This window comes from Paraburkholderia bannensis, assembly GCF_014200455.1.
In the GTDB taxonomy this organism is placed as follows: domain Bacteria; phylum Pseudomonadota; class Gammaproteobacteria; order Burkholderiales; family Burkholderiaceae; genus Paraburkholderia; species Paraburkholderia bannensis_A.
Map to the genome: position 1 here is coordinate 1 of NZ_JACHBW010000024.1, position 24,948 is coordinate 24,948.

The following is a 24,948-nucleotide window of genomic DNA, read 5'->3' on the forward strand; positions in this document are numbered from 1 at the left end:
CCCTTCCCATCCCGAACAGGACCGTGAAACAGCTCCACGCCGATGATAGTGCGGATTGCCCGTGTGAAAGTAGGTAATCGTCAGGCTCCTTATGCAGTACGTCCAGAACCCCGGTGTCTCCGAAAGAGAGCCGGGGTTCTGGCGTTTACGCGCGTGGAAAATACGAAACCACGCTCAGAACGAATTTCGCCCTGAGCGTGCACGCAAAAGCTACTTCGGCTGCTCAAATCAGCCGATCCAATTCGATACACCATCGCTGGAACCTCAATGCGCAGTTCCCGCGCAAGCACTCAGTGCTTACGGCGCACCCGATCCAGCACGTGATGCTCGGACAGCCAGTGGTGCATCATGCCTTCGCCGTTATGTTCTTGCCGATAGGCTCTCGATTCAAAGATCGACAACCCCAGCAATACCAGCAGCCCAACGGCCAGGCCGATCAGTCCCGCGATAGTTTCGCCATCCATGGCAGCCTCCTTGGTTCGCAGCCATGTCCTTATCTTAGGACAGCAAGGGGCGAGAGAAAATAGCGCTGTTGGCGAGCCGCCAGACAGGACGAGCAGGCGCTAGACTGTTGCGCGGCAACATTTTCTGAAGGAGTTTGTGCTGATGTCACGAGCCTGGCTGGCCATCGCAATGGCCGCACTGCTTTCCGCTTGCGCCGACGATACGGCGAACAAGCATCACGGACCGCCACCTCACGATCCGCCCGACTATCACGGTGTACCGACTGACGATCGGCCGCCCGCGATGATCGACGCACCGCAGCCGGCGCGATAAACAGGACCGGCAAAAAACAGGCGCCTCAGGGCGCCTGTTGCACTTCCAGCGGCGTGATCGTGCCCGTGACGCGCCCAAGCAGGGGCATCAACGTCAGTCCGCGCGATGCCATAAAGATCAGCAGCGCGACCCAGAGACCGTGGTTGCCGAACGGCCCCACGAGCGCCCATGAGGCGGCGAGAAAAACGGCCAGGGAGACAGCCATGGCCTGCATCAATTCACGCGTGCGCGTCGCGCCGATGAATACGCCGTCAAGCAGGAAGCCCCACACAGAGACGAGAGGCGAGAGGGCCGCCCAAGGCAAGAATGCTGACGCGGCAACGCGCACAGCGGCCTGGTCCGTGAGCTTGTCGATGATCCACGCACCGGCACACCAATAAACCAATGAGAAGCCAAGAGCGCCCAACGCGGACCAGAGCAGATTGACCTTCACCGCCTGTCGGAAGGCATGGCGATCGCGCGCGCCGATTGCCGCGCCGACCAGCGCCTCAGCCGCATGCGCGAAGCCATCGAGCCCATAGGCCATAAACGTCTGGAAATTGAGCAGCAGGGCGTTGGCCGCGAGAATCGCATCGCCTTGTCGCGCGCCCACATGGGCGAACCACGCGAACGAGCCAAGCAGGCACATCGTCCGTAAAAAGATGTCGCGATTGATGACCACCAGACGCTTGAGTGCGGCGGCTTCCGTGACTGCACGCCAGGCCAGCGGCGCGAGCCCGCGCGGACGCAACCGCCACAATACCCCTGCGCCGAAGACGAACCCCGCCGCATCGGCGGTAGCCGTCGCCGCGCCGATTCCCGCGATGCCCCAACCGAATCCATAGACGAACGCGAGCACGGCGATCACGTTGACCGCGTTGATCAGCAACTGCGACGCGAGCGCAATACGTACGCGCTGAGTCCCTAGCAGATAGCCAAGCACCACATAGTTCGCCAGCGCGAACGGCGCGGATCCAATCCGCGCGTGACAGTACAGTCGGGCGTTGCGCTGCACCTCTTCGCTGCCGCCGATGAGCTCAAGCGCATAGCGAATCAGCGGCGACTGCACGAGCAGAATGAGCGCGCCGATACCGAACGCCAGCAACAAGGCGCGCACGACATTGAGGCGCAACGCGGCGAGGTCCCCGGCTCCATGCGCCTGGGCCACGAGCCCGGTCGTGCCCATGCGCAGGAAGCCGAAGCCCCAGAACACGAAGTTGAAGAAAAGCCCGCCGAGCGCGACGCCGCCGAGATCCGCGGCGCTGCCCAGATGCCCCGCAACCGCGGTATCGACGGCGCCAAGAATCGGTTGAGTGAGATTGGCGAGAACGATCGGAAAAGCGAGCATCAGCACGCGCCGATGCCAGCCTGCGCCTGTCGGCAGCGCTTGAGCGCCGCTCAACTGCGTTCCTGCACGCAGACCCAGGGCGAAACCACGACGGCCCAGAGTTCGGGCTTGCGCGCGGCGTAATCGGCAGCGGTTTCGGACTGCATGCGCTCGACGTGGCCGGCGGACAGCCATTGCGCGACCTGCGCTCCGTCGTCGCTGGCGATCGCTTCGGCGACGCTCACGAGATCGAGATCGCGCGCCACGGACAGCAGCTTGCCCTGAGCGAAGAATCGTTCGAGGTCCTGCCAGTCGATCTTGGCGGTTTCGCCGAGCAGTTTGGCGTAGAGGGAGCTGGGGGTAGCGTCGTCGGTAGTCATGATTCTGGGCCTGAAGGTGCGGCCGATACTATAAACGATAGGCCGCAGGGGTAAGGAGGGGGCGAATGCGAGTCGAGCACGACTCACCCAGCCGACAAATCGAATGCGCCGTATGCGGGAACGCGAATAATCGGACGAATAAAGCTTTAAAGAAGTCCGCCAAAGCGCGCATTAAAATGCTCTCGATACTGGCAATTCGCGTGTTTCAAAAATCCCACTCGCGCCGATAATTGCGCGCATACGTGCGTTTGCACACTCAATGACAGGCGCCGCGCAAGCGTCCGGAAAAGCCTGATGCAACGCGGCAGAAAGCGCTCCCATTAACGCTTCAAAGGAGCCTTGCAATCATGCTGTAGCGCCCGTCCCACAAGCGTTTTCGGCGATTTCCAGTGATTGCACAAAGCCCGCTGCAATGCGTATTTCTATACGCAAATGAGGCGATGACCGCACGACGATTCGCCATCGGGAATTGTTACGGTACACAAACCGTGCGCCGCGTCACATTTTCCTGTCAATTAAGTGATTGCGCCGTGGGGGGGCCGTTGATAGATTGCCATTCGGCGCATGGTAAACCGGTCCTTTGCCGATATGCGCCAAACCCCCGTTAGCCCGGCGCCATGCCGGGCTTTTTTTCGTTCGGAGATCGAAGGGCTTCGTCGCATGCCCGATGGCCCCTTCGATGCACGACGATCAGCGCGGCGGCAAATCGCGCGCAGGGTCGATCGAGCGGCCTTGATAGCGCAGCTCGAAATGCAGCAGGACGCGGTCATTGTCGCTGCTGCCCATCTCGGCGATCTTCTGGCCTTGAGAAACCGCCTGGCCTTCCTTCACGAACAGCGCCTGATTGTGCGCATAAGCCGTGAGGTAGTCATTCTCGTGCTTGATGATGAGCAGATTGCCGTAGCCGCGCAGACCGTTGCCCGCGTAGACGACGGTGCCAGGCGCCGCGGCGACGATCGGCGTACCCGCACTATTGGCGATGTCGATACCCTTCGAGTCGCGGCCGTCGAAGCCGCGAATCACCTGGCCGGCGCTAGGCCAGACCAGGGAAATCGGCGTGGCGGCGGTCGCCGGTGCGCTTGCGGTATCGGCGCGGCTATCGCGCGGCGAGGATGCCGCGGCGGAGCCCGACGACGAGGCGCGCGGCACCGTGCGCTGCGCACCCGCTGATGAACCGGCCGGCGGCGAGACGCGCAACACCTGGCCCACTTCGATCGCATCCGGATTCGACAGATTGTTCCAACGCACGATGTTCGACACCGACTGCCGGTTGCTGCGCGCGATCCTGGAGATCGTGTCGCCGCGTTCCACGCGGTAGAAGCCCGGTCCGACCGGCGCCGAACCGCACGCGGCGAGCAGCGCGACGAGCGCCGCGCATGCGAAATGGCAAGTAAAGCGTTTGAATCCTTTGGTGAATTCCTTTCCCAACGTCGGACCTCGCTAGACGCAGCCGGCGGCTGCCCGGAAGCGGGCGCCGCAACGGCAAAGCGTCCGATTTTAGCGGGTTTGCCGCCGCGCTTGCGCTATCAACCGACGAATCGCCCGGCGCATCGCGTCGCATGGCGTTTGCGCGGAGTCATCTCGCTGCCGACTAATGGGCTCTGATGGCCTGTTAGTCAAGCGAGCCAAGCGCTCCGACGCGCAACTGCAGCGTGGCGGACTCTGTCGCGCCCGGCGCCAGCCAACGAAGGCCCAAGCCGTTGTGGATCGCATCGGGCAGGCCGAGCCACGGCTCGACGCAATAGAAGTCGGAGTCGGCAGCCTCGGTCCACGTTGTCACGGCGTACCAGGGCAGTGAATCCGGGCGATCGAGATCGATCGTCACGGCCCGCTTGAGGCCTGGCGTGACGAGCCGCACAGGCGTTGCAGGCGGCGTTGGCCCAAGCACATGGAAGCGGTCGATGATGGCAGCATCGTCGAGACGGTATTGCGTCACGCCCGTCTCCGGCGCGCTGATCGCCCCGTCGGGCAACTGATGGCGACGCTGCGCGGGCGGCATCTCCAGCGTGCTTTGCGCGCGTTGCGTGTGCGGCAGCTCGAAATAGAAGTGATGGCCCGCGTACCACGGCAGCGGCGTATTGCCGGTGTTGGCGGCCGTGAGCGTGACGTCGAGCGCATGATCGTCGGCGAGACGGTATAGCGCCTCGAAGCGGAACGCGAATGGATAGCCCACTCGCGTGGCGGGCGTATCCGTGAGCGTCATGCGCACGCCGCGACCGTCAGGATCGACTGCGGCGATAAACGGTAGATCTCGCGCAAACCCATGCATTGACAGATCGCGCACCACGCCCTGCGCATCGCGCCAGTGCCCAATCTGTCCATCGGCGAAATGACGCCCGAGAAACGGAAACAGCAACGGATTGCCGCCACGAACGCGCGCCGGCTGCTCCCAGTTGGCGTTCTCGGGCCAGCGGATCACGGCATCGCCGCCGACGTGCCACGACAGCAGCCGACCCCCTGCCCAAGGCGCGAAACGCAGCGTCGAAGCGCCGCTGTTGAGTTCGAGGATGTCGTGCGGAGGACGGTTTTCCATGTCGAGACGTCGCGAAAAGTTGAGGGAGCAGGGGAGCTCAATCCGGCGAAACGCGTACCGAAGGGTGCCCCGGGATTGTGCGCTGCTTTCGGATGCGTGAAAACCCTCGTCGGGAAATCGTGGGTGTCGCTCACGGAACGCCGCGCTCATAATCCAATACGAATGTGTCACCGTGCGTAACCGCACGTTTTCATATGTAGCAAAGACGAAGCAACGCAGCCATGAAGAAGGAGGGCGCAAAGATGGATCTCGCAATGACCATGGGAATGGGACTCTTCAGTCTGTTCATTGGAAGCAGCGCATACTTCTTTTACAAAATGGCGCGCTAGATAGCGTGCTGGGACACTAGCCCAGTCGCTAGCGGATGCGGTCAGCGCCACGCTGGCCGTGTAACTTTTCATAGCCTTTCTCCGTCTTTCAAGCCGACTTCCGCATCAATCCCTCCTGCCTGCGAAGCGGGCCGCCAGAGCGCGGCCATCGGCATCTTGCCGGCTTTCCCGCCGCTTTCGCCTCTACACTCGTCTGGCTTAGCGCAACCTTATTTTGTTGCGATGCGGTAACTTTTCCGACAAATGCGGCTTGAAGCTTGGCGCTGCAATTCGGGCCAGGCATAATCGGGGCGCTTTGCCGCGCCGTCCGCGCGATGGTCCGGCGTTTCGTCCAAACCCTTCCGAGGATCCCCCGCGTGAGTCTCTCGTTCCTGTTGTTTCTGAGCGTGCTGCAAGGCGTCACAGAACTCTTTCCCGTCAGCAGTCTTGGTCATACGCTGCTCGTGCCGGCGCTGTTCGGCATGCACATCGACAAACATGCGCCGCAACTGCTGCCGTTCCTCGTTGCTCTGCACCTCGGTACCGCCGTCGCGCTGCTCTGGTACTTCCGTGCGCGCTGGGTCGCGCTGTTCAGGGGTTTCTTCGCATCGCTGGGCGGCCGCAGGAACGATGACGGCCATATGATGTGGGCGCTCATCATTGGTACGATCCCGACCGGCATCGTCGGCCTCGTGCTTGAAAAGCGCATCGAAGCGATCTTTCACGACCTGCGCATCGTGGCCGCGGCCCTGATGGTGAACGGCGTGCTGCTGTGGTTCGGCGACCGCCTGCAACAGGCGCGCGCGCATCGCGCACCCGAAAAGCTCACGTTCCGCCAGGCGTTCCTCGTGGGCCTTGCGCAGATTGGCGCGCTGATTCCGGGCTTCTCGCGCAGCGGCCTCACGATGATCGCGGGCAATGCCGCCGGTCTCACGACGGAAAAGGCCGCTGAGTTCTCGTTCCTGCTCGGTACGCCGATCATCTTCGCTGCGGGCGTGCTCGAACTGCCGAAGCTGTTTCATGCGCGCGATCAACTCACGACGGCGCTCGTCGGCGGCGTGCTGACCGGCATCGCCGCGTGGCTCAGCGTGAAATTCCTGATGCGCTATTTCGAAGGCCGCGGCCGTCTGGCTTCGTTCGGTCTTTACTGCGTGATCGCGGGCGCGATTTTCCTCGGCTGGTTCGTGATGCACCCGCAACCGGTTTGATGGAGCCTGCTGCCGCGCAGGAGTCGGCCACGGTGCGCGGACGATCGGGGTATAATCCACGCCCGTCGTTGCCCGCGGGTGTTCAGGTTTCAACGCTCAGCTCGCAACACGCAGATTACCCACGCGACAGTAGCTCAGCTGGATAGAGCATCGGCCTTCTAAGCCGAGGGTCGGGGGTTCGAGCCCCTCCTGTCGCGCCAATAGAATCAAGCACTTAGCCCGTTCATTGCGATCGGGCTTTTTGCTTTCTGGATTCCGTGTAACCGCTGTGTAACCCGCTTTCACTAACCAACATTCAGCTGAGTCGCTTCGTCAAACCGCTTGCCTGTTGCCTCTACCGTTCGAATCTACCTGAAAGTCGAGCGGTTATCCGCGCTCGATGCGAGCTTAGAGGTCGATCGTAACGATTACCTACCTCTTGCGATGGAGAGTTGCTGAATCAAGAGCCGCGCATGTCGTTCACAGAATGCGCTGATGGAGGTAAGCGTTAGCCCAATCTAGCCGGAGAACTCGGCAGGCAAATAGGTGCATTGGCGAGTGCAGCCGCAGCGATATGTGCCGCACTTGTTTATCACAGGCCGCTCGAAAGAAAAAAGCCCGCAAACGCGGGCTTAAACAAACGGAGAGTGGGCGCTATGCCTTTCCATGTGGCGTGGATTCGAAGGTGTCTTTTAGCGCAAGACAGCAGGCACAGCGGCAACGGGCAACTACCGCACTGACTGTCTACTTCGGGAGACTCCAGTACCACTTATTCTCCGCGCCACGCTGCTTGCGGACGTTGAGGAGTTGCGCAGCGCGCCGCAACGTGCGCAACGCTACGCCGGCTTGCCGCGCCTCCCGTTCAACCTCTTTGGTCGGCACGACGTCCGTGCCCAGCACCTCGCGAAGGAACTCAGTCGCCGAATCCAGCGCGGAAGAGCTCTCATCGCATTGTTCATTCGGATCAGTCAGGAGTTCTTGAGCCGAGCCCGGCAGCATTGCGCCCCATGCGATGCGCGAAGCCGGGATACCTTTTTGCGGTTCACACTGCTCCAGATGGTATTCAAAACCGCCGTTATCCGGGCCAATGTTCGATTTGGATCGGGCAAGGACGCGACGATCCTCGCCGTCATCGCTCCTAACTTTGGCGGCAACCATTACCACACGAGCAACAGCGGCGAACGCGATAGAGCCAATTACGCGTTGCGTCGGATCTGCACCCTGACCGCCTTTCGAGAAGTGCGTAATTCCAATCAGGCACGCACCCGTTTCGTGGGCGAGATCCACCAGAGGCTGCAATGCGCGGCGCGTCTCGGTGTTCTTGTGGCTGTCGCCGGTGACAGCCGACACGATCGGATCAACGATGATGAGGCGAATGTTTCCTTGGCGCAGGGTTTGCTCGCGAAGCGAGAACATATCCCGCGCCGGATCGAAGGGGCGCAATTCACCGTTGATATTGACGCCGCTGATGAAGTCGACGCGCTTGAGGTCGGCACCGGCAGCCATCAGGCGCGGAACGAGGGTGTCCGCCGCATCGTCTTCGCCGCTCCAGATCAACACGTTGCCCGGTTCGCAAGGGGTGCCATCAGGCCATTGGCCGCCGCGCGTTACGGTCGCGGCGAAATCAACCGTGATAGTCGTTTTGCCTTGGCCCGGAGCGCCTGCGAGGAGGTGCATTTTGCCGCGTGCGAGCCAGCCGTTCCAAAGCCATTCAACCGGCTGCGGAACGAGTTCGGCAGCATTGACAAGAACGACGCCATTTTGAGCGGGTGCCGTCTTGACGATGCGTTCTGCGTTGGCGACAACGGCGCGCATGATTTCCGTTTCGTTGATCATGCTGCCTCCTTGAGCGTATCGTTCAGATCATTGGCTGCTTGGCGCGTCACAAAGACCTCCATCCCAGCTTGGGACAGTTGGTGCGCAAGCGTGCGTGCTTGATCGACGCAGTCACGGTAATGAGCGGCTTAACGGACGAGCCAATCCAAGTGCCGCGATCGGGACGGTGGCTCTCCGTGTACTCGCAGCGAAAGCAATGGGACACGCCGTTGCCGGCTGCTTCGATGGTCAGACCCAAAGTACGGTCACGATCGCCGCGCCCGCATGCCGGGCACGTAACGCGGTGATTGCCGGCAGCGTAGTTGAACCAGTCGATCATTACGCGGCCTCCGCCAGCTGCTTGATCGAATCCGCAGGCCACATCAGGCGGCCGTTCGCCAGCTTCACCGGCCGCAGGCTGAAATACGTGCCGGTTTGGCAGTAGCGTTTGCGAATGGATTGCGGACGGAGCGCCAGTTGTGCCGCGAGCTGGTCAGTCGGAATCAGGCGGCGATTGTCGGTAATCGTCGCGATATTGTTTTTGCAGTTCATGAGGCTTAACCCAGAGTCAAAGATTGAACTTTTCGCGTCCTCTGATCGGGGTGCCACTGCTGAACGACTTCTGTGCCCCCGCGAATCAATTCAGATCGCTTGGGAGAAGTCTGAGATCCGCAACCTTGCGCAATCAAACCGCAACCGCAGAGCCTTATGCAGCAAGACTTTGCGGGCAGTTGCCGCAACTTTGGGTGCAACTGGCTTCTTCGCCGCTACCGGGGACGGCGATGGAAAACGGAGTTTCTCGGCTGCTCGTTTTCCTTCGCTTCGTTCACCAGTTTGTTCACGTATTGCCGGGAAACCGCAAATTCATCGGCCAGATCTTGCTGGCGCTCTCCAGCGGTGGCGCGACGCCGAATTTCCTCGCGCTGATTTTCCGATAGCCTCACTGTGTTGGCGCTATTTGCCTTTGGCGACGGTGAAGGAAATCGATACGGAATGCGTGTCTCGTGCTCTTCAAGCCAACCGTTGAGATCGTCCCAGTAAGCCTCCTCGTAGTACCACCGTACAGGAGAGCCGGCCGCATGTACGAGGCGCGCTCGTTTGCCAGGCTCATACGTAGCAAGCTCGCCGCGCCCTGTCGAGGCGCATAGTTTCTCTTGAATAACGTCAACCGACTCGCCGGAGGTTGCAATTGCTTCCGCTGCCTCTTCAAGCGTGTAGCGACCCTCCGCTTTCTTGTCATCGCTCTGGCGCTTGAGCTGCATTTGGTGCTGGGTTAGCTCATCAAAGCGCTTCGCTGCGTGCAGTCTTTCAATTGGTGTCAGGCGATCCCACATTAGGCCCGCTACGAGTGCTGTAAATTGCCTGTCGACGCGTTCTGCTAGATCACGCGGGAGGTCGCAAAATGCTTTGTTCAGATGTTCGCGAATCGCGATCTCCAAGGTCGCATGCTCAACCTGCAATGCATCTTTGTCGCTCACTTGCATCCTATGAATCCAATCGTTTGTTTGTGCGCTGGGTCTGTGCCAATCGACATGCTCGGCGTCTGGCACGCGGCCGACAAGGGTCGTAATGGTAGACCCATGTTGTCCAGGTTGGCCAACTTTTCCACGTCTCAAATGATGGCCAAGTTGGCCATCTTGGGTGCTTGTTGGATGACGGGCAGAGTGGGGCACTGTACGACGCGACGCTCTGCCGGGGCTTTAGCCATTGAGATCGGAATCGCCACTACAACCGCTTGATCGACGCGGCGACGACGCAGATCGCGACATTGAGCGAGTGGCTATTCATCGAAAGAACTCTGTGATAGCTTTCACCGTTATTGCCGTCCGTCACGTAGTGTGAGAGAGGCGCGCCTTAGGCTCTCATCCTCGTTGATGACTCCCCCGTTGACAACCATTCGCTAGAACATGGCAAGCAGCTTCTTCTTCCTTCAGGCCGACAAAAATCACTCGAACCAGGATTTCGTGGATCGCGTCGAGCATCTTGCCGCTGAGAAAAAAGAGCAAACTTATATTATCTCGCGGCCGCTTGGTGACAGTCGGTATAGCTATCCGCACGAAGGCGCAGTAGTTGTCCTTTCGCCAAAAAGAAAACTATCGTTTGTGGATTTTTCGGGTGACGGTAATTCGTTTGAAGATTTCGTGGACGATTTCCTCGAAGATTTAGCGTCTATTTCCGATAAATATCGTTACAAGGATGCTATTGGGCGACCGCGATCATGGAAAAGCGATCTTACGCTTAAAATCCATGCGGACAACGTTGATGCCTTTGAAACTTGGAGTGAGGAATCAATAATTGTTGACCCTGCAAAGCAGCGGATTGCTGAATTATTGGTTTCCCTGCTCACAGGTAGCATAAATGATATTGAGCGAGTCAAGGCAGATTTGCCGGATAGTCTATTGGACAAAGTTAAACGGAAGATTCTTTTGTTTGATGGCGACCAAACGCGCTTCATTTATGAGGAGCGAGAGAGTGACATCGTTCGAATCCAAGGATTGTCGGGAACTGGGAAAACAGAACTGCTTCTGCACAAACTCCGCGATCTGTATGTGAACTCACCGAGCTCAAAGATCGCGTTCACATGCCACAATCGAATTCTCGCAGACAATCTCAGACGAAGAATCCCCGACTTCTTCAATTTTATGAAGGTAGAGGAGCAAATCGAATGGGAGCAGCGGCTTTGGTGTTTTCATGCGTGGGGATCAGCAAATAATTTGAATTCTGGATTGTATCGGCTCATCTGTGAGCGCTATGACTTGGAATTCGAGCGATATAGCCCTTATATGTCATTTGATCGTGCATGTAAGCAGGCGCTTGCGGAGCTTAGAGGGCTTCCGAATTATGAGCCGTATTTTGACTATATTTTGATTGATGAAAGTCAGGATTTTCCTGATTCTTTTGTTGATCTATGTAAGTTGGTCACAAAAGAAACGGTTTATGTTGCTGGTGATATTTTCCAGAGCATCTTTGACGATAATATTGCGCCAACAATCGAGCCTGATTTTTTGTTGAGCAAATGTTACAGAACGGATCCGCGCACTCTAATGTTCGCTCATGCAATTGGTATGGGGCTTTTTGAGCCACACAAGCTGCGCTGGCTCGAAGATGACGAATGGAAGGCTTGCGGCTACGTTATTACGAAGAGAGCTGGCGGCTCCGCCTATCGCCTCACTCGTGAGCCGCTTCGCAGATTTGAAGACATTGATAACTCAGTACCAAGTGTCGTAGTGAACGCCGTTCAAGATGAGTTCTGGATTTCTACGATTCGCCACACAATTGATACGATTAAAGCGTTGGCAAATGAGCATCCTTCACTCACGCCTGACGACATTGGTATCATCTTGCTCGATAGCGGTGACGTCGTTTATACGCTTGCCGATCAACTTGCCATTGCCATTCGGAGAGAGCTTGGTTGGCAAGTAAATAAGGCGCATGAAACGAAGAGACGGGAAAGCAACCACCTGTTTATTAGTAATCGCAATAATGTGAAGGGGTTGGAATTCCCTTTCGTGATTTGCATTAGTCAAAAAATTTCGAGCGGATACAAATACCGAAACGCGCTATATATGACGTTGACGCGATCATTTTTGCAATCATATCTATTGGTTTCTGATCGCGAGAATGCCGACATTTTGCCCGATGTAACGAATGGGCTTCGGAGTATTAATGTCGATGGTTGTATTGAAGTTTCTCCGCCGGGGATTGAGGAGCAGAGACTCATCAAAACTACTATTCGAGCAGTATCTAATCAATTGTCATTTTTTGACATGGCCGAGAAAATTTTCGATGAAATTGGCGTGATGCCGATTATGCGGGAGCCGGTGTTTGACGCATTGAAGAAAGTTATCGGTGAAGATCTCGATGAAGATAATATTCGAGATACCACGCGCTTTATTTACAAAAAAATGCTGCGCGAGAAATCATAAAAATGAAAAGATTTGATTTGGCCATCGACAAATATCAAGCGGAAGAGCTTTTTAGTGCCGTTCGATCAAAAAAAGATGTGATTGTTCTGTGGATGCAGGCGATCAAGATGTTTCTTGCCAATCAACCGGCCGAGAATGACAAGAAAATTGCTGATCTTTCGATAGTGGTTCGCTCGATGAGTCGGCTTTTTTGTGAGTTAAATAATGGGGATAAGATATTTTCGGTCGCTTTTCCATTCAACTCTAAGAGTGTGGAGGGGCGACTCGAATTTTCTTCCCGCGAGGGGGTTTTAATCGATAGTCGAGTGTCGTCGCAGGTTCTTACTCTTATTCAGGGCAATGGGATATTTGACTGCCTTGACTTTAATGATTTTATTGATCCAATATTTGATGCTGCTGATGTGGATAATAATCTGTGGGGATTGATTCGGGAATTGATGCTTGTTGAGGACGCGTACCTTAGGTATGACAACGACCCTGATCAGGTCAATGGCCACATCCATCCCTTGCATCATATCGACATGTACTACTCGTCGAGCGGGTCATTCAAAATCGGATTAGATCAACAAATCGATAAGGCATCCCTTATTGGGATATTGAGCACCGAAACAGACTGTCATTATTTAAGGCCAGCCGAAGTTGCCGCTGTGAGGCGCGGAAATCAGAGGTAGAGCGAAATGCACGATGCGCATTCTTACACGGCAGTCTAGGACGGATAGAGCGTGTGCTGATGACATGCTGGAGTTCATCAAGGATGCGCGCAACGCAAATCCGAGGCTTACGTTTGGCGGTGCCATTTTGACTAAACACGACGGCCGCCAGAAGATCTGCAAGATCGTCGCCGGTGCTGTGAAAGATTACTACGGATGCGTACTTGAATCGTCGATCCCGCCGACGAACAGCATTGTGAAAGCTCAAGCAGCCGGCAATACGATCCTTCAATACGACGGTGATGACCCCGTTTCGCATGACTTCAAGCAGATGGCGCTCGAAATTATGGCGATAACTGGTCTTGCTGCGAAGGAGCCAGTCTTGGCTTAGTCCAGGGGCTTGCTTCGACGATCTGAGTGCGTCCGAGTAGTGACAAAACAGCACGAAAGTCAGCAGAGCCCCAGCCTGAATGGGGCGAGTCAAACATCGCGTAGCTCGCGTGGTTGTCGCTGATTGGGCAGCACAAGTGATATCAATACGTGTGCTGCCGATCCGCAATCTATTGTGATGCAGTGTTAAGAGTCTTGAACTTTGGAATGGCCTGTTCTGACTTGAAATCAATACAGGCCTGCTCCAGCATCCACACCTCGATTTTGTCATGCCACATGCGCAGCAGGTCGAGCGGACGGCGGCGGTAATGCTTCTCCGCCAGTGCGCTTGGCTTGTGTCCTTGAATCTGCGCCACTACGCCCACCGGACACTCAACCCATTCGGAGAGTGTGCCGAACGAGCGCCGCAGGCCGTGGAGTGTTACATGGGGCAAGCCGGCCATCTGCTGCGCCTTAGTGTGCGCGATTCGCGGCTCAGCCAGCTTGCCATCTGCCGAGGTTTTGCTGGAAAAAACCCACTCAGACGGTTTCCATGTCTTGCCCTCGGCTCCGATACGCGCGAGAGCACGCACGTTCGGCGGCGAGTCGTTCAGGCGCTTCAGTTCAAGCAGTAGGGTCGCGAGGTAGGGCGTAAGCGGGATGACGCGCCCGGTCGCAGTTTCCACCTTGTCGGAGACGTGGAGGCTGCGCCACTGAAAATCTACATCGTCCCAGCGGAGACCGGCCAGTTCCTCGCGGCGCGCGCCTGTAATCAGCAGACCTTGAAGGTACGTGCTGATTATGGGATTGGTAATCCGGCGCACCGCATTGAACCATGTCGCTAGTTGCTCGCGCTGGAGGCAGTCGTCCTTTGCTTTCGGGCGGGGAACAGCGTCGCGCACCATTCGCGCTGTGTATGCACCGTCGGGAACAAGGCGGCGATAGTCCGGGCGTTCGTCGCACCAGCGAATGAACGCGCGCAACTTGCGATAGGCCTGTTCGGCATTCGTCGGGCGGCTTTCCGCCTCACCATGTAGCCAGGTGGCGACGTGCTCGGCGTCGAGGTTAGACAGTTTTAGTCCCATGAGCGGTGCGAGCGGCCCTGCGACGGTCAAGCCCTTACCGCGCTTCTTTTCTTGTCCGCCAGCCTGTGCGAGGTGCTCGTGGTCGAGCATGTGTCGCTCGCTCCATTTCGTGCGGTGCGCGTCGAGATAGGCTGCCCACGCTTCGCGGACGGTCGCATCCTTGCGTCGCGCCTCTAGTCTTCGCGTGGCGACGGCGGCAAGCTGTTCGGCCTTTTCCTCGCGGGGGTCTTTCCCAGCATCCGCCAGTCTCTTGAGGCGGCGTGCCTCGTCTCGCGCCTTGTCAATGCCCCAGTCCTTCGGCGCACCAATCGAGACGCGAATCGTCGCGCCGTCGAGCTTGCCTTGCCAGATGTAGGTGCGTGCTCCCGCAGCTGTAGCGCGCAGGCCGAGACCAGTAGCGGCGATATCCCATATAAACGCCTGTGACTTTCCAGCCGGGCAGCTATGCCCGTTGACACGAGCCGCCGTGAAATTGACCTTCGCCATCGTCCGATTTTCCTAAGATCCGGGTTACATGAGAGCCCCGTGTAACCGCCATGTAACCGGATTCTATGGAAAACAATCAATTCCGGTCAACGCTCAAATTTTGATAGAGTTGATAAAATCCATTGCTGGCGGGCGTTTTCGCGGTTTCTTGAAATGCGGATCAACGCCGATAAATATGCACTTGTTCGGCCTTCTAAGCCGAGGGTCGGGGGTTCGAGCCCCTCCTGTCGCGCCAAACAAAAAAGCCCGCAAATTTGCGGGCTTTTTGCTATCCGAAGGCCTTACGGGCGCTTCGCGCTTTTTTCGAGCCGACGGCGTTCCACCCATCCCTCGACTCGCTCTCCGGTTTTCGGATTGACGTAAGCGACGGACGTGAAATCCGCATAGTCATCCAGGCGAGTCAGTGCGTCTCCGGGGATGACGAACACACCCTTCATCTCGCATTCCTCTGCCGGTGCATAGAGGAACTGCAGACGGCCAACGCCGCTGACCACATAGCTGGACGGCGCGAGTTCGTCGGGCACGCTGTCTTTGGCGGCTTCGTCGTTGATGGCTGCGCACTGAGCCGACTGTTGGGCCGGCCACGGCTTGCCATTCACGCTCTGGCCAAATGACGGACTTGCCGACGTGACGGCAAGAATGGCTCCCAACGCGACCATGTGTTTCATTACGACCTGCATCCCCGATTTTATGAAAAGCCGCTAGATTAGCGTCGGCGCACGAAAAAAGCCCGCATTTTGCGGGCTTTCTGTCGTTGATTGCGCGAATCGGGCGCGAATCGAAGCGATACGTCATTTCCCAGCGCACTCAAGCCGCCATCTTCATCTGCAATGCCAGCGCGTCGCGCAGCCTTGTCAGCCGCTCGCGAAACGTAAAGGGCTTCTCGATACCCGCGATCCGCAACGTCGGCGCCGAGCCGCCCCCGATCACCAGCGTGCCGTAGTCGAAAATCCCGCCCATCGGTCCCTGGCGCACATGCACGCGCCGCACTTCGCCCAAGTCGAACATCACGCTGCGCGGTTTGAAGATCCCGAATGTGGCGATCATGCGTCTGCGCGTCAGCGCGAGCTGGGTCGTGAGCAGCAGGGCGATCACGACGCCAAACATCAGCAGTCCGCCGCCAAACAGCAATACGGCAGAAAGAGCCGCATCGCCCAGGCAGCCCAGCAGTACGCCCCACACCATCATCACGATGCCGAGCGAGAGCCACGGCCCCATGGCCCACATGCTCAAATGACCCTCATAAACGACCCGTTCGCCGGGCGGCAATGTCGATTCCACGCGCCTCATTCTTGACCTCCATCAAAACCTGCCTAAGCAACTAAATTGAGATTAGGCGATGGGGAGGATCGGACGCTGTGGTCAAAAGTCGCGTTCGAAGCGTCCTTCAAACACGATTCCAACAAGAAAACGGGCAACCCGAAGGCTGCCCGGAAGGAAGACTGGACGGCACCCCTGACGTCCAGTTGTCGATGATCGGAACGATCCGAAACATCCGAAACGTCCGAAAGACTTACAGCTTCAGATCGAGCGCGTTGGTCAGGTCGCCCATCGGCTGAGCGCCATTGCTCTTGAGCGCGGTGTCGCGTGCGCTCAGGCCCGGCAGCGTCGGCAGCGCGAAGCGGCGGGTGATCAGGCGCAGGATCGAGGTCGTGTCGTACTGCGTGTGATCGACATAACCCTTCTTCGCGTACGGCGAGATGACGAGCGCCGGAATGCGCGAGCCCGGACCCCAGCGGTCGCCCTTCGGCGGCGCGACGTGATCCCAGAAGCCGCCGTTTTCGTCGTAGGTCACCACGATGACCATGTCCTTCCACTGCGGGCTCTTCTGCAGATGCGAAATGACGTCGGCGATATGCTGGTCGCCGCTTGCCACATCGGTGTAGCCCGGGTGTTCGTTCAGGTTGCCCTGCGGCTTGTAGAACGACACGGCCGGCAGCGTGCCTGCGTCGATCGCCTTGATGAACTCGCTGCCGTCCATGCCGCCATCCAGCAGGTGAGCCGTGCGCGCGGCCGTGCCCGGCGCGTAGTTCGTGAAGTAGTTGAACGGCTGGTGATGCGGCTGGAAGTTCGGCGCTGTCATGTTCGCGCCGTAGATCACGTTGCTGGTGCTGTTCTTCGCCGCGTTCACGGCTGCGCCCCACGCGCCGCTGTACCACGCCCACGTCACGCCCGCGTTCGAGAGCAGGTCGCCGATCGTCTGCGACGTCTGCGGCGGCAGCGTCGAGGCGTTGTTCGGGTCGGCCAGGTTGGCGTCGCCGCCCGAGGCCGCCGCGTTGCCGCTCGGCTGATACGGCGGCTGCATCGTGTTGACCGCGTAGAAGTCAGGCGTGAGGTTGCCCGACTTCACGAACTTGGGCACGCCGGTAAGCGCCGATGCCGGCGAGTTGGAGGCGAGCGTGAGCGACACGCCGTCGGCGTTCACCGTCGAGATCGCCGGCTTGGCGGCAGCCGTATTGGCGTTCGCGTAGTAAGGCGTGCACGCGCAGATCAGCCATTGGTGGTTCAAAAACGAGCCGCCGAACGCGCCCATGAAGAAATTGTCGGCGAGCGTGTATTGCTGGGCGATCTTCCAGAGCGGCAGTTTTTCGGCGCTGCTCGTATAGTGGCCCATCACGAGACCGCCCGAATCGCCGTAGGCGGCGAACATGTCGTTCTTGCCGCCGTGAATCTGCATCTGGTTCTCGTAGAAGCGGTGATACAGGTCGCGCGTCGTCGTCGAGAGCGGTGCGTTGTAGCCCTTCGGATCGTCGATCGCGAACGGCGCATTCGCCATGTTCGCGGTCATCGCGGCCGTGATGGCGGGCGTGACGCCGGTTTGCGTGAGACCGTTCCAGACCGTCGGCAGCGTGGCGAGCACGGAGCCGTCGCGGTCGAGCTGCTGGGCGCTGGCGGCGCTCACGTTCTGCAGACCGTTGGCGTTCGGGAAGCTGCCGTAGAGGTTGTCGAAGCTGCGGTTTTCGGCGTAAATCACGACGATGTTCTTCACCGACGCCAGGCCGGGTTTGATGTCGTTGCCGCCGCATGCCGTGACGGCGAGGGCCGCTGCCGCTGCTGCGATCGGCGTCGCATAGAACCATTTTTTCTTGATCATTTTTTCTCTCTCGCGTTGGGGTCCCCGGAGCTGGCGCGAAAGGAGCGCCTGCCTTTTGGGCGAGGCGAAGTGTCTCAACGGAATTTGACAGCTATGTGTAATTAATTACATTTAGCTTTTTCAATTCCTGTGTTTGCATGACTAAAACATTACGTAACGACATCTGATCGTCACATCGCTGACATACGCTTTCGCGAGTTCGATGCGCGACGAGGCGTATCGGCAATCGCGGTGAAAGCGCGCCTGGCCGCGCGCGCCGCCACGTTCCGGGGATCAGTTCATGTTGCGTAGATTGGCGCGTCGCTCGACGCGGATTCGGACCCACGCGCGCACTCAGGCGCGTTCGGCGCGGCTGATGCTGGCGGCACTCGCGCTGGCGGCGCTGGCAGCGTGTGATGGCGGCGCGTCACCCGCGGATGGCGCGAACGGCGCAGGCGCGCGCGGTGCGAACGCCAACGCCAACGCCGGCAACGGCGCCAAGCTGGTGAAGATTTCGACCCGCGCGGCCGCCACGCATGGCCAGTCGCGCGCCGAGGTCTATGCGCAGGTGCGCCGCATGACGGCGCTCGGCAAGCAGATTTTCTTCGATCCGTCGCTGTCGGGCTCGGGCAAGATGTCGTGCGCGACCTGCCATAGTCCCGATCGCGCTTTCACGCCCGCCAATGCGCTCGACGTGCAGATGGGCGGTGCGGATATGCACCGTCCCGGCATGCGCGCGGTGCCGACGCTCAAGTATCTGCAGGCGGTGCCGGCGTTTTCCGAGCACTATCACGACTCCGACGACGAAGGCGACGAAAGCGTCGATGCCGGTCCGACCGGCGGTCTCACCTGGGACGGACGCGTCGATCACGGCGCGGACCAGGCGCGCATCCCGCTGCTTTCGTCGTTCGAGATGGCGAGCACGCCGCACAAGGTCACCGCAGCCGTGCGCGCAGCGCCTTACGCGAACGCGTTTCGCGAGGCCTTCGGCGAACACGTCTTCGACGACGAGGACGCGACCTTCAAGGCCGTGCTGAAGTCGCTCGAAACCTTCGAGCAGGCGCCCGACGTGTTCTACCCGTATTCGAGCAAGTACGACGCGTATCTGGCGGGCAAGGCCACGCTCACGGCGGCCGAGTTGCGCGGGCTGCAGCTGTTCAACGACGAGAAGAAGGGCAATTGCGCGAGCTGCCATATCAGCCAGCGAGCCAAGGATGGTTCGCCGCCGCAGTTCAGCGACTTCGGCCTGATTGCGGTGGGCGTGCCGCGTAATCGCGCGCTCGCCGTGAATCGCGATCCGCGCTTTTTCGATCTGGGCGCGTGCGGCCCGGAGCGCACCGACCTCGATCATCGCGAGGAGTTCTGCGGCCTGTTCCGCACGCCCACCTTGCGCAACGTCACGCTCAAGAAGAGCTTCTTCCACAACGGCATTTATCATTCGCTGGAAGACGTGATGCGCTTTTATTCGCGCCGCGATACGAATCCGCAGGAGTTCTATCCGGTCGTGAAGGGGCGGGTGCGGAAGTTCGACGATCTGCCGCGTCGGTACTGGACCAATCTGAACACCGATGCGCCGTTCGATCGCAAACCTGGCGACGCGCCGGTCTACACCGAAGCCGAAATCAAGGATGTGATCGCTTTCCTTGGCACGCTGACCGACGGCTGGCAGCCCACGGCGCATTGATCGTGCAGGGGGCATCGCGCTTTGCGGACACTGATGCCCGCTCAGATGCCCGCGATCATGAGGCAGGTCGCTGTGAGGAGCACGAAGGAAACAAGCAGGCAGACCGTGCCGCCGCACAGCACGGTCTCGGGCCAGCGCGGCGCGTCGTCAAAGCGGATCGCGAAGCTCGCGGCCGATTCCGATTGATCGGAGCAGTGAGCGACGCGCGGAGTCGCCGTGTGATGGGCGATCAGCGCCATCAGACCGATGCACAGCAGGGCCAGCATGACAGCGAAAAGACGTAGGGCGATGGCGTAGGTCATGACGGGAACCTCGTGTTCGTGCATAAGCGGATGACAGTGCAAGGCTACGTTTTCGCTGTCAGACGCTCCATCGGATCAATCCTAAATTTCCGAGAATCGGGTAGGAATATGCCTCGACAAGCTGGGCATGCGCGCGAGGCAAAAATAGGGCGCATGCTATTCTTTTCAGGTTGTTTCGAAGAAATAGCCGCCCTTGCCCTTCCAGGAGAACGTTCGCATGTCGACCTTGTCCCGTGTTCTGTCCGGCGTTGCCGCCGCGTGCGTCGTGGCCCTCGCGCCGGCCGCGCAGGCCGCCAACCTTAACTTTCTCACCGACACACCGGCCTCCTGGATGAAGCAGGCCGATTACAGCTCGCTCACGCATGCCGTGCGCGAGGCCGTCGCCACCAAACAGGACGGCGAATCGGTCAGCTGGAACAACGACGGTCTGCGCAACAGCGTCAAGATCGACGCCAACATCACCGTCACCAAAACCGAAAAGGACGGCGACAAGACCTGCCGGGACTCGGAAGTGGTGGTCAACGCCAAGGGCCAGTCGATGACGGTGCGCCCGCAGTTCTGCAAGGTTGGCGACGGCGCCTGGGTCTACCAGAAGAAGCATTGAGGGCGCAGTGACAGGGAAGATCGTTTCATGCGGCATCGTGCTGCTCGATGCGCAGGGCCGCGTGCTGCTCGCACATGCAACCGGCACCGGCCATTGGGACATTCCGAAGGGGCAGGGCGAGCCCGGCGAGACCGAGGCGCAGAGCGCGCTGCGCGAGATGGTCGAGGAGACGGGCATCGCCATCGACGAGACTCGCCTGGTCGATCTCGGGCGTTTCGCCTATCGGCGCGACAAGGATCTGCATCTGTTCGCAGCGCGCGCGCTGGAGAGCGAACTCGATTTGTCGAGTTGCGTGTGCGTGTCGATGTTTGCGCGCCGCCATGACGGCGTGATGATTCCCGAGATGGACGCGTGGCGCTGGACCGCGCCCGCCGATGTCGATCAGTACGCGAGCCGCAGTCTCGCGCGCCTGTTCCACACCGCGCTCTCGCTGGCGGAGTTGCACGAACGTCTCTAGCCGCGCGCGCAAATGAAAAAAGCCCTGCAAATGCAGGGCTTTTTGACTTTGGGTAACGCCGGCAACGGGCTTACTTGCCCCAGCTGTCGCGCAGACCCACGATGCGGTTGAAAACCGGCGCGCCCGGCTTCGAGTCGTAGCGATCGGCGACGAAGTAGCCGTGACGCTCGAACTGGAAGCGGTCTTCCGGTGCGGCTTCGCGCGCCGCCGGTTCGACATACGCCTGGACGACGCGCTTCGAATCCGGATTCAGCGCTTCGAGGAAGTCGCGTCCGCCCGCGTCGGGCTGCTCTTCGCGGAACAGTCGGTCGTAGAGGCGCACTTCGGCCGGCACCGCGTTGTCGGCGCTGATGAACTGGATCGTGCCCTTGACCTTGTAGTTGCTCGACCCTTCGGTACCCGATTTGCTGTCCGGGAAATAGTTGCAATGCACGGCGACGATGTTGCCGTCGGCGTCCTTGTCCGCGCCCGTGCACTCGACTACGAAGCCGTACTTCAGTCGCACCTTATTGCCCGGGAACAGACGGAAATAGCCCTTGGGCGGCGTTTCCTGGAAGTCTTCGCGCTCGATCCACAACTCGCGCGAGAAGGTGAATTCGCGGTTGCCGCGCTCCGGATGATGCGGATGCACCGGCGCGCTGCACAGTTCCGACTGGCCTTCGGGGTAGTTGTCGACGATCAGCTTGAGCGGATCGAGCACGGCGGTCGCACGCGGCGCCTTGTCGTCCAGATCGTCGCGCAGCGCGCCTTCGAACACGCTCATGTCGATCCACGAATCGACCTTGGTCACGCCGATGCGCTCGCAGAACAGCTTGATCGCATCGGGCGTGAAGCCGCGGCGACGCACGCCGACGATGGTCGGCATGCGCGGATCGTCCCAGCCGTCCACATGGCTTTCGGTCACCAGTTGCAGCAGCTTGCGCTTGCTGGTGATTGCGTACGTGAGGTTCAGACGCGAGAACTCGATCTGTTGCGGCAGCGGACGCGTGAACACGCCGGCGTCGGCCAGTTCGTTGAGCACCCAGTCGTAGAGCGGACGGTGATCTTCGAATTCCAGCGTGCACAGCGAATGCGTGATGCCTTCGAGCGCATCCGAAATGCAGTGCGTGTAGTCGTACATCGGGTACACGCACCACTTGTCGCCGGTGCGATAGTGATGAGCGAAACGAATGCGGTAGATGACCGGGTCGCGCAGATTGAAGTTCGGCGCGGCCATGTCGATCTTCGCGCGCAGCACATGCGCGCCTTCCTCGAATTCGCCGGCCTTCATACGGCGGAACAGGTCGAGGTTTTCTTCGACCGAGCGCTCGCGGAACGGCGAATTCTTGCCCGCTTCGGTGGCCGAGCCGCGGTTCGCGCGCATCTCTTCCGGCGACTGGCTGTCCACGTACGCACGGCCGCGCTGAATCAGCAGTTCGGCGAATTCGTAGAGCTTGTCGTAGTAGTCGCTCGCGTAGAAGAGGTATTCCTTATCCTCTTTCTTCCAGTCGAAGCCCAGCCAGGTGACCGCGTCGATGATCGAATTGACGTATTCGACGCTTTCCTTTTCCGGGTTCGTGTCGTCGAAACGCAGATGGCAGACGCCGTTGTAGCGCTGCGCGACGCCGAAGTTCAGGCAGATGCTCTTCGCGTGCCCGATGTGCAGATAGCCGTTCGGCTCCGGCGGGAAGCGCGTTTCCACGCGCTGCGCCCACTTGCCCGAGCGGTTGTCGTCGTCGATGATGTTGCGGATGAAATTGGATGCCGCAGGCGCGTCCGTGCGGTCGGCGTCTTTACGTTCGGTATTCATGCGAAAAGGGAAGTCGTTCGAGGGCGCGATGCAAGTGGCCAGCCTGTCGGCAGGTGAGCGTTGAATTTTCAACCCTGCCGAAGCCGCACCGCGCGCCGGTGGTGCCTTCCATTCTACCTGACGCGACCTTTCCCGCCAGTCCAGGCGTCGGGGTGTCGCGTCGGGCTCACTTTGGCGGAGAAAAAATGACGATAAGCGAGCCGCGCGTGCTGGTGCTGCCGGGCTATATGAACTCGGGGCCGGGACACTGGCAGACGCGCTGGGAAGGCGCGCACAGGGGCTTCCAGCGACTGCGCATGCCGGACTGGATGCACCCGGAGTGCGACGCGTGGTGCGCCGCGCTGGAAGCGGCGCTGTGCGCCGAAACGGGCGGCGCGGGCAGCGTGCTGCTGGCGGCGCACAGCCTGGGCTGCCTGACGGTGGCGCACTGGGCCGCCCACCACGCAAGCGAGGCGACGCGAGCCAAAGTGGCGGGCGCGCTGCTAGTGGCGCTGCCCGACCCGCATGGCCCCGAATTCCCCCGCGACGCGCATGGCTTCGATCCGGTGCCGCTGGCCGCGCTGCCGTTCGCCAGCATCGTCGTCGCCAGCACCGACGATCCTTACGGCGGCGTGGCGTTTTCGCAGCGATGCGCGCAGGCGTGGGGTAGCCGCTGGGAGGATATCGGCGCGCGCGGGCACATCAACGCTCAAAGCGGCCTGGCCGACTGGCCGCAGGGCTTCGCCTGGCTGATGTCGATGAAAACGCGCGCCGCCGCCTAAACCACGCCCTTGTCGCGCAACGCCGCCACGCGCGCGCCGTCATAGCCGAGCACGTCGCGCAGCACCGCCTCCGTGTGTTCGCCGAGCGTCGGCGGATGCGCGGCCACGGCGGGCGGCGTCGCGCTCATGCGGATGGGATTGCGCACCAGCCGCGCCGTGCCGCCCGAGGGATGCGGCACGTCCACCTGCATGCCGCGCGCGATCACCTGCTCGTTTTCGAATACTTCGGCGAGGTTGTTGATCGGCCCGCACGGCACGCCTGCGCTCTCCAGCGCACTAATCCAGTCGCTCTTGCTGCGCGCGCGGATCAGCTCCGCGACGATCGGCACGAGCGTGTCGCGATGGCGCACGCGTTCGGGGTTGGTGGCGAAACGCGCGTCGTCAGCCAGGCGAGGCGCGCCCGCCACCTCGACGAACTTGCGGAACTGGCCGTCGTTGCCGATGGCGAGGATGATCCAGCTATCGCTGGTCTGGAACGCCTGATAGGGCACGATGTTGGGATGGGCGTTGCCCCAGCGCGCGGGCGGATTGCCGCTCGCGAGGTAGTTCGAATTCATGTTGGCGAGCATCGCCACCTGCACGTCGAGCAGCGCCATGTCGATGTACTGGCCTTCGCCCGTGCGGTCGCGGTGCGCGAGCGCGGTGAGCACGGCGACGCTCGCGTACATGCCGGTCATCAGGTCGGCGATGGCCACGCCTGCCTTTTGCGGACCGCCGCCGGGCAGGGCGTCGCGCTCGCCCGTGATGCTCATGAAGCCGCCCATGCCCTGCACGATGAAGTCGTAGCCCGCGCGCGACGCATACGGCCCGGTCTGGCCGAAACCCGTGACTGAACAGTAGACGATGTCGGGCTTCACCTCGCGTAGCGACTCGTAATCGAGCCCGTATTTTTTCAGCTGGCCCGCCTTGTAGTTCTCCAGCACCACATCGCTCTGCGCGGCGAGTTCGCGCACGATGCGCTGACCTTCGGGCGTGGCGATATCGACGGTCACCGAGCGCTTGTTGCGGTTCGCGGCGAGATAGTAGGCGGCCTCCGCCGTATCGTCGCCCGCGGGTGTCTTGAGGTACGGCGGCCCCCAGTGACGCGTGTCGTCGCCGGCGCCCGGGCGCTCCACCTTGATCACGTCGGCGCCGAAATCGGCGAGTGTCTGCGCGCACCACGGACCGGCGAGCACGCGGGTGAGATCGAGTACGCGAATGTGGCTCAGAGCGCCCATGCGGTGTCTTCCAATGTCGTTATAGGTCGGGTTCGCCGCCGCGCACGATGGGGTCGATAGGGTGGCCCGGGGCGGACGTTCGGTTCATCTTAAGCGATCCCGAATCGCGCGTGGCAAATTTCGGTACGACGTTCCGCCAAGCGGAACAACGGATGCGCCGTGGTGAGGTGCCGTGCGCCACTGTGGCAAGCCTGCACGCCATGCCGAGCGCGCCGCCGCGAGCGTGCGGCGATCCCGTA

Annotated in this window: 25 protein-coding genes and 1 tRNA gene; 10 read left to right on the forward strand and 16 right to left on the reverse strand. The window is 60.1% G+C overall.

Features of this window, described 5'->3' with window-relative positions; all coding sequences use genetic code 11:
- Window positions 1-290 precede the first annotated feature (290 nt).
- Entirely contained in the window at window positions 291-464 is a 174-nt protein-coding gene (locus F4827_RS29815; protein ID WP_183731089.1) for a hypothetical protein, read from the reverse strand.
- A 142-nt stretch (window positions 465-606) separates the two neighbouring features.
- On the opposite strand from F4827_RS29815, the gene F4827_RS29820 reads away from it, so the two are divergent.
- Window positions 607-777, forward strand: coding sequence for a hypothetical protein (locus tag F4827_RS29820; RefSeq protein WP_183731093.1), 171 nt, complete (start codon window positions 607-609; stop codon window positions 775-777).
- Window positions 778-802: 25 nt separating this feature from the next.
- On the opposite strand, the gene F4827_RS29825 is transcribed toward F4827_RS29820, so the two are convergent.
- The 4 genes from F4827_RS29825 to F4827_RS29840 form a co-directional block, all read right to left on the reverse strand.
- Window positions 803-2,104 (reverse strand): MATE family efflux transporter, encoded by a 1,302-nt coding sequence (locus tag F4827_RS29825; RefSeq protein ID WP_183731301.1) that lies wholly within the window; start codon window positions 2,102-2,104, stop codon window positions 803-805.
- A gap of 50 nt (window positions 2,105-2,154) precedes the next feature.
- Window positions 2,155-2,463 carry a DUF2288 domain-containing protein gene (locus tag F4827_RS29830; protein ID WP_183731096.1) on the reverse strand — a complete coding sequence of 103 codons (309 nt, stop codon included), beginning with the start codon at window positions 2,461-2,463 and terminating at the stop codon, window positions 2,155-2,157.
- Between the two features lie 690 nt (window positions 2,464-3,153).
- Window positions 3,154-3,891 carry a peptidoglycan DD-metalloendopeptidase family protein gene (locus tag F4827_RS29835; protein ID WP_183731099.1) on the reverse strand — a complete coding sequence of 246 codons (738 nt, stop codon included), beginning with the start codon at window positions 3,889-3,891 and terminating at the stop codon, window positions 3,154-3,156.
- Between the two features lie 184 nt (window positions 3,892-4,075).
- Window positions 4,076-4,996 carry an aldose epimerase gene (locus F4827_RS29840; RefSeq protein ID WP_183731102.1) on the reverse strand — a complete coding sequence of 307 codons (921 nt, stop codon included), beginning with the start codon at window positions 4,994-4,996 and terminating at the stop codon, window positions 4,076-4,078.
- 685 nt (window positions 4,997-5,681) lie between these two features.
- Here F4827_RS29840 and F4827_RS29845 point away from each other — a divergent pair.
- Window positions 5,682-6,512 (forward strand): undecaprenyl-diphosphate phosphatase, encoded by an 831-nt coding sequence (locus F4827_RS29845; RefSeq protein WP_183731105.1) that lies wholly within the window; start codon window positions 5,682-5,684, stop codon window positions 6,510-6,512.
- 123 nt (window positions 6,513-6,635) lie between these two features.
- Window positions 6,636-6,712 (forward strand) — tRNA-Arg (locus F4827_RS29850).
- A 523-nt stretch (window positions 6,713-7,235) separates the two neighbouring features.
- On the opposite strand, the gene F4827_RS29855 is transcribed toward F4827_RS29850, so the two are convergent.
- The 4 genes from F4827_RS29855 to F4827_RS29870 form a co-directional block, all read right to left on the reverse strand.
- Complete coding sequence (locus tag F4827_RS29855) at window positions 7,236-8,327, reverse strand: AAA family ATPase (protein WP_183731108.1); 1,092 nt, start codon at window positions 8,325-8,327, stop codon at window positions 7,236-7,238.
- A gap of 46 nt (window positions 8,328-8,373) precedes the next feature.
- The gene (locus F4827_RS29860) at window positions 8,374-8,646 is read right to left on the reverse strand and encodes a hypothetical protein (protein WP_183731112.1); all 273 of its coding nucleotides are present in this window, start codon (window positions 8,644-8,646) and stop codon (window positions 8,374-8,376) included.
- Window positions 8,646-8,858 carry a DNA-binding protein gene (locus tag F4827_RS29865; RefSeq protein ID WP_183731115.1) on the reverse strand — a complete coding sequence of 71 codons (213 nt, stop codon included), beginning with the start codon at window positions 8,856-8,858 and terminating at the stop codon, window positions 8,646-8,648. The genes F4827_RS29860 and F4827_RS29865 overlap by 1 nt, the downstream gene beginning before the upstream one ends.
- Before the next feature lie 215 nt (window positions 8,859-9,073).
- Window positions 9,074-9,790: a hypothetical protein gene (locus F4827_RS29870; RefSeq protein ID WP_183731118.1), complete on the reverse strand. Its 717-nt coding sequence runs from the start codon at window positions 9,788-9,790 to the stop codon at window positions 9,074-9,076.
- 423 nt (window positions 9,791-10,213) lie between these two features.
- Here F4827_RS29870 and F4827_RS29875 point away from each other — a divergent pair, with 423 nt between their 5' ends.
- The 3 genes from F4827_RS29875 to F4827_RS29885 all read left to right on the forward strand — a co-directional run bounded on the left by F4827_RS29875 (window position 10,214) and on the right by F4827_RS29885 (window position 13,273).
- Window positions 10,214-12,232, forward strand: a complete 2,019-nt coding sequence (locus tag F4827_RS29875; protein ID WP_183731121.1) for a DEAD/DEAH box helicase — start codon at window positions 10,214-10,216, stop codon at window positions 12,230-12,232.
- Between the two features lie 2 nt (window positions 12,233-12,234).
- Window positions 12,235-12,903: a hypothetical protein gene (locus tag F4827_RS29880; RefSeq protein WP_183731124.1), complete on the forward strand. Its 669-nt coding sequence runs from the start codon at window positions 12,235-12,237 to the stop codon at window positions 12,901-12,903.
- A 64-nt stretch (window positions 12,904-12,967) separates the two neighbouring features.
- Entirely contained in the window at window positions 12,968-13,273 is a 306-nt protein-coding gene (locus F4827_RS29885; protein ID WP_183731127.1) for a ParA family protein, read from the forward strand.
- Between the two features lie 169 nt (window positions 13,274-13,442).
- On the opposite strand, the gene F4827_RS29890 is transcribed toward F4827_RS29885, so the two are convergent.
- The 4 genes from F4827_RS29890 to F4827_RS29905 form a co-directional block, all read right to left on the reverse strand.
- Window positions 13,443-14,822 carry an integrase family protein gene (locus F4827_RS29890; protein ID WP_183731130.1) on the reverse strand — a complete coding sequence of 460 codons (1,380 nt, stop codon included), beginning with the start codon at window positions 14,820-14,822 and terminating at the stop codon, window positions 13,443-13,445.
- 281 nt (window positions 14,823-15,103) lie between these two features.
- On the reverse strand, window positions 15,104-15,490 hold the full coding sequence (locus tag F4827_RS29895; RefSeq protein ID WP_183731133.1) for a hypothetical protein: 387 nt from the start codon (window positions 15,488-15,490) through the stop codon (window positions 15,104-15,106).
- 139 nt (window positions 15,491-15,629) lie between these two features.
- The gene (locus F4827_RS29900; RefSeq protein ID WP_183731137.1) at window positions 15,630-16,112 is read right to left on the reverse strand and encodes a PH domain-containing protein; all 483 of its coding nucleotides are present in this window, start codon (window positions 16,110-16,112) and stop codon (window positions 15,630-15,632) included.
- Between the two features lie 223 nt (window positions 16,113-16,335).
- A complete protein-coding gene (locus tag F4827_RS29905) occupies window positions 16,336-17,916 on the reverse strand; it encodes an acid phosphatase (protein WP_183731140.1) in 1,581 nt (526 codons plus the stop codon).
- A gap of 280 nt (window positions 17,917-18,196) precedes the next feature.
- Between F4827_RS29905 and F4827_RS29910 the strand changes: the two genes are divergently transcribed.
- Window positions 18,197-19,579 (forward strand): cytochrome-c peroxidase, encoded by a 1,383-nt coding sequence (locus F4827_RS29910; protein WP_183731143.1) that lies wholly within the window; start codon window positions 18,197-18,199, stop codon window positions 19,577-19,579.
- Between the two features lie 41 nt (window positions 19,580-19,620).
- Here the strand turns inward: F4827_RS29910 and F4827_RS29915 are convergent, their stop codons facing one another.
- Window positions 19,621-19,881 (reverse strand): hypothetical protein, encoded by a 261-nt coding sequence (locus tag F4827_RS29915; RefSeq protein WP_183731146.1) that lies wholly within the window; start codon window positions 19,879-19,881, stop codon window positions 19,621-19,623.
- 217 nt (window positions 19,882-20,098) lie between these two features.
- Here F4827_RS29915 and F4827_RS29920 point away from each other — a divergent pair, with 217 nt between their 5' ends.
- Window positions 20,099-20,485, forward strand: a complete 387-nt coding sequence (locus F4827_RS29920) for a hypothetical protein (protein ID WP_183731149.1) — start codon at window positions 20,099-20,101, stop codon at window positions 20,483-20,485.
- A gap of 7 nt (window positions 20,486-20,492) precedes the next feature.
- Window positions 20,493-20,942 (forward strand): NUDIX hydrolase, encoded by a 450-nt coding sequence (locus F4827_RS29925; protein ID WP_183731152.1) that lies wholly within the window; start codon window positions 20,493-20,495, stop codon window positions 20,940-20,942.
- A 70-nt stretch (window positions 20,943-21,012) separates the two neighbouring features.
- Here F4827_RS29925 and F4827_RS29930 read toward each other — a convergent pair whose 3' ends face one another.
- Complete coding sequence (locus F4827_RS29930) at window positions 21,013-22,731, reverse strand: glutamine--tRNA ligase/YqeY domain fusion protein (protein WP_183731156.1); 1,719 nt, start codon at window positions 22,729-22,731, stop codon at window positions 21,013-21,015.
- A 185-nt stretch (window positions 22,732-22,916) separates the two neighbouring features.
- Between F4827_RS29930 and F4827_RS29935 the strand changes: the two genes are divergently transcribed.
- Window positions 22,917-23,492 (forward strand): alpha/beta hydrolase, encoded by a 576-nt coding sequence (locus F4827_RS29935; RefSeq protein WP_183731159.1) that lies wholly within the window; start codon window positions 22,917-22,919, stop codon window positions 23,490-23,492.
- Here F4827_RS29935 and F4827_RS29940 read toward each other — a convergent pair.
- Window positions 23,489-24,709 (reverse strand): CaiB/BaiF CoA-transferase family protein, encoded by a 1,221-nt coding sequence (locus tag F4827_RS29940; RefSeq protein WP_183731162.1) that lies wholly within the window; start codon window positions 24,707-24,709, stop codon window positions 23,489-23,491. The genes F4827_RS29935 and F4827_RS29940 overlap by 4 nt on opposite strands.
- Between the last annotated feature and the right edge of the window lie 239 nt (window positions 24,710-24,948).

What these genes read in the sequence shown, in the direction of transcription:
- F4827_RS29815 (WP_183731089.1), bottom strand. Translation starts at nt 464, where the DNA reads ATGGATGGCGAAACTATCGCGGGACTGATCGGCCTGGCCGTTGGGCTG.
- F4827_RS29820 (WP_183731093.1), top strand. Translation starts at nt 607, where the DNA reads ATGTCACGAGCCTGGCTGGCCATCGCAATGGCCGCACTGCTTTCCGCT.
- F4827_RS29825 (WP_183731301.1), bottom strand. Translation starts at nt 2,104, where the DNA reads ATGCTCGCTTTTCCGATCGTTCTCGCCAATCTCACTCAACCGATTCTT.
- F4827_RS29830 (WP_183731096.1), bottom strand. Translation starts at nt 2,463, where the DNA reads ATGACTACCGACGACGCTACCCCCAGCTCCCTCTACGCCAAACTGCTC.
- F4827_RS29840 (WP_183731102.1), bottom strand. Translation starts at nt 4,996, where the DNA reads ATGGAAAACCGTCCTCCGCACGACATCCTCGAACTCAACAGCGGCGCT.
- F4827_RS29855 (WP_183731108.1), bottom strand. Translation starts at nt 8,327, where the DNA reads ATGATCAACGAAACGGAAATCATGCGCGCCGTTGTCGCCAACGCAGAA.
- F4827_RS29860 (WP_183731112.1), bottom strand. Translation starts at nt 8,646, where the DNA reads ATGATCGACTGGTTCAACTACGCTGCCGGCAATCACCGCGTTACGTGC.
- F4827_RS29865 (WP_183731115.1), bottom strand. Translation starts at nt 8,858, where the DNA reads ATGAACTGCAAAAACAATATCGCGACGATTACCGACAATCGCCGCCTG.
- F4827_RS29870 (WP_183731118.1), bottom strand. Translation starts at nt 9,790, where the DNA reads ATGCAAGTGAGCGACAAAGATGCATTGCAGGTTGAGCATGCGACCTTG.
- F4827_RS29875 (WP_183731121.1), top strand. Translation starts at nt 10,214, where the DNA reads ATGGCAAGCAGCTTCTTCTTCCTTCAGGCCGACAAAAATCACTCGAAC.
- F4827_RS29880 (WP_183731124.1), top strand. Translation starts at nt 12,235, where the DNA reads ATGAAAAGATTTGATTTGGCCATCGACAAATATCAAGCGGAAGAGCTT.
- F4827_RS29885 (WP_183731127.1), top strand. Translation starts at nt 12,968, where the DNA reads ATGCTGGAGTTCATCAAGGATGCGCGCAACGCAAATCCGAGGCTTACG.
- F4827_RS29890 (WP_183731130.1), bottom strand. Translation starts at nt 14,822, where the DNA reads ATGGCGAAGGTCAATTTCACGGCGGCTCGTGTCAACGGGCATAGCTGC.
- F4827_RS29895 (WP_183731133.1), bottom strand. Translation starts at nt 15,490, where the DNA reads ATGAAACACATGGTCGCGTTGGGAGCCATTCTTGCCGTCACGTCGGCA.
- F4827_RS29900 (WP_183731137.1), bottom strand. Translation starts at nt 16,112, where the DNA reads ATGAGGCGCGTGGAATCGACATTGCCGCCCGGCGAACGGGTCGTTTAT.
- F4827_RS29905 (WP_183731140.1), bottom strand. Translation starts at nt 17,916, where the DNA reads ATGATCAAGAAAAAATGGTTCTATGCGACGCCGATCGCAGCAGCGGCA.
- F4827_RS29910 (WP_183731143.1), top strand. Translation starts at nt 18,197, where the DNA reads ATGTTGCGTAGATTGGCGCGTCGCTCGACGCGGATTCGGACCCACGCG.
- F4827_RS29915 (WP_183731146.1), bottom strand. Translation starts at nt 19,881, where the DNA reads ATGACCTACGCCATCGCCCTACGTCTTTTCGCTGTCATGCTGGCCCTG.
- F4827_RS29920 (WP_183731149.1), top strand. Translation starts at nt 20,099, where the DNA reads ATGTCGACCTTGTCCCGTGTTCTGTCCGGCGTTGCCGCCGCGTGCGTC.
- F4827_RS29930 (WP_183731156.1), bottom strand. Translation starts at nt 22,731, where the DNA reads ATGAATACCGAACGTAAAGACGCCGACCGCACGGACGCGCCTGCGGCA.
- F4827_RS29935 (WP_183731159.1), top strand. Translation starts at nt 22,917, where the DNA reads ATGACGATAAGCGAGCCGCGCGTGCTGGTGCTGCCGGGCTATATGAAC.
- F4827_RS29940 (WP_183731162.1), bottom strand. Translation starts at nt 24,709, where the DNA reads ATGGGCGCTCTGAGCCACATTCGCGTACTCGATCTCACCCGCGTGCTC.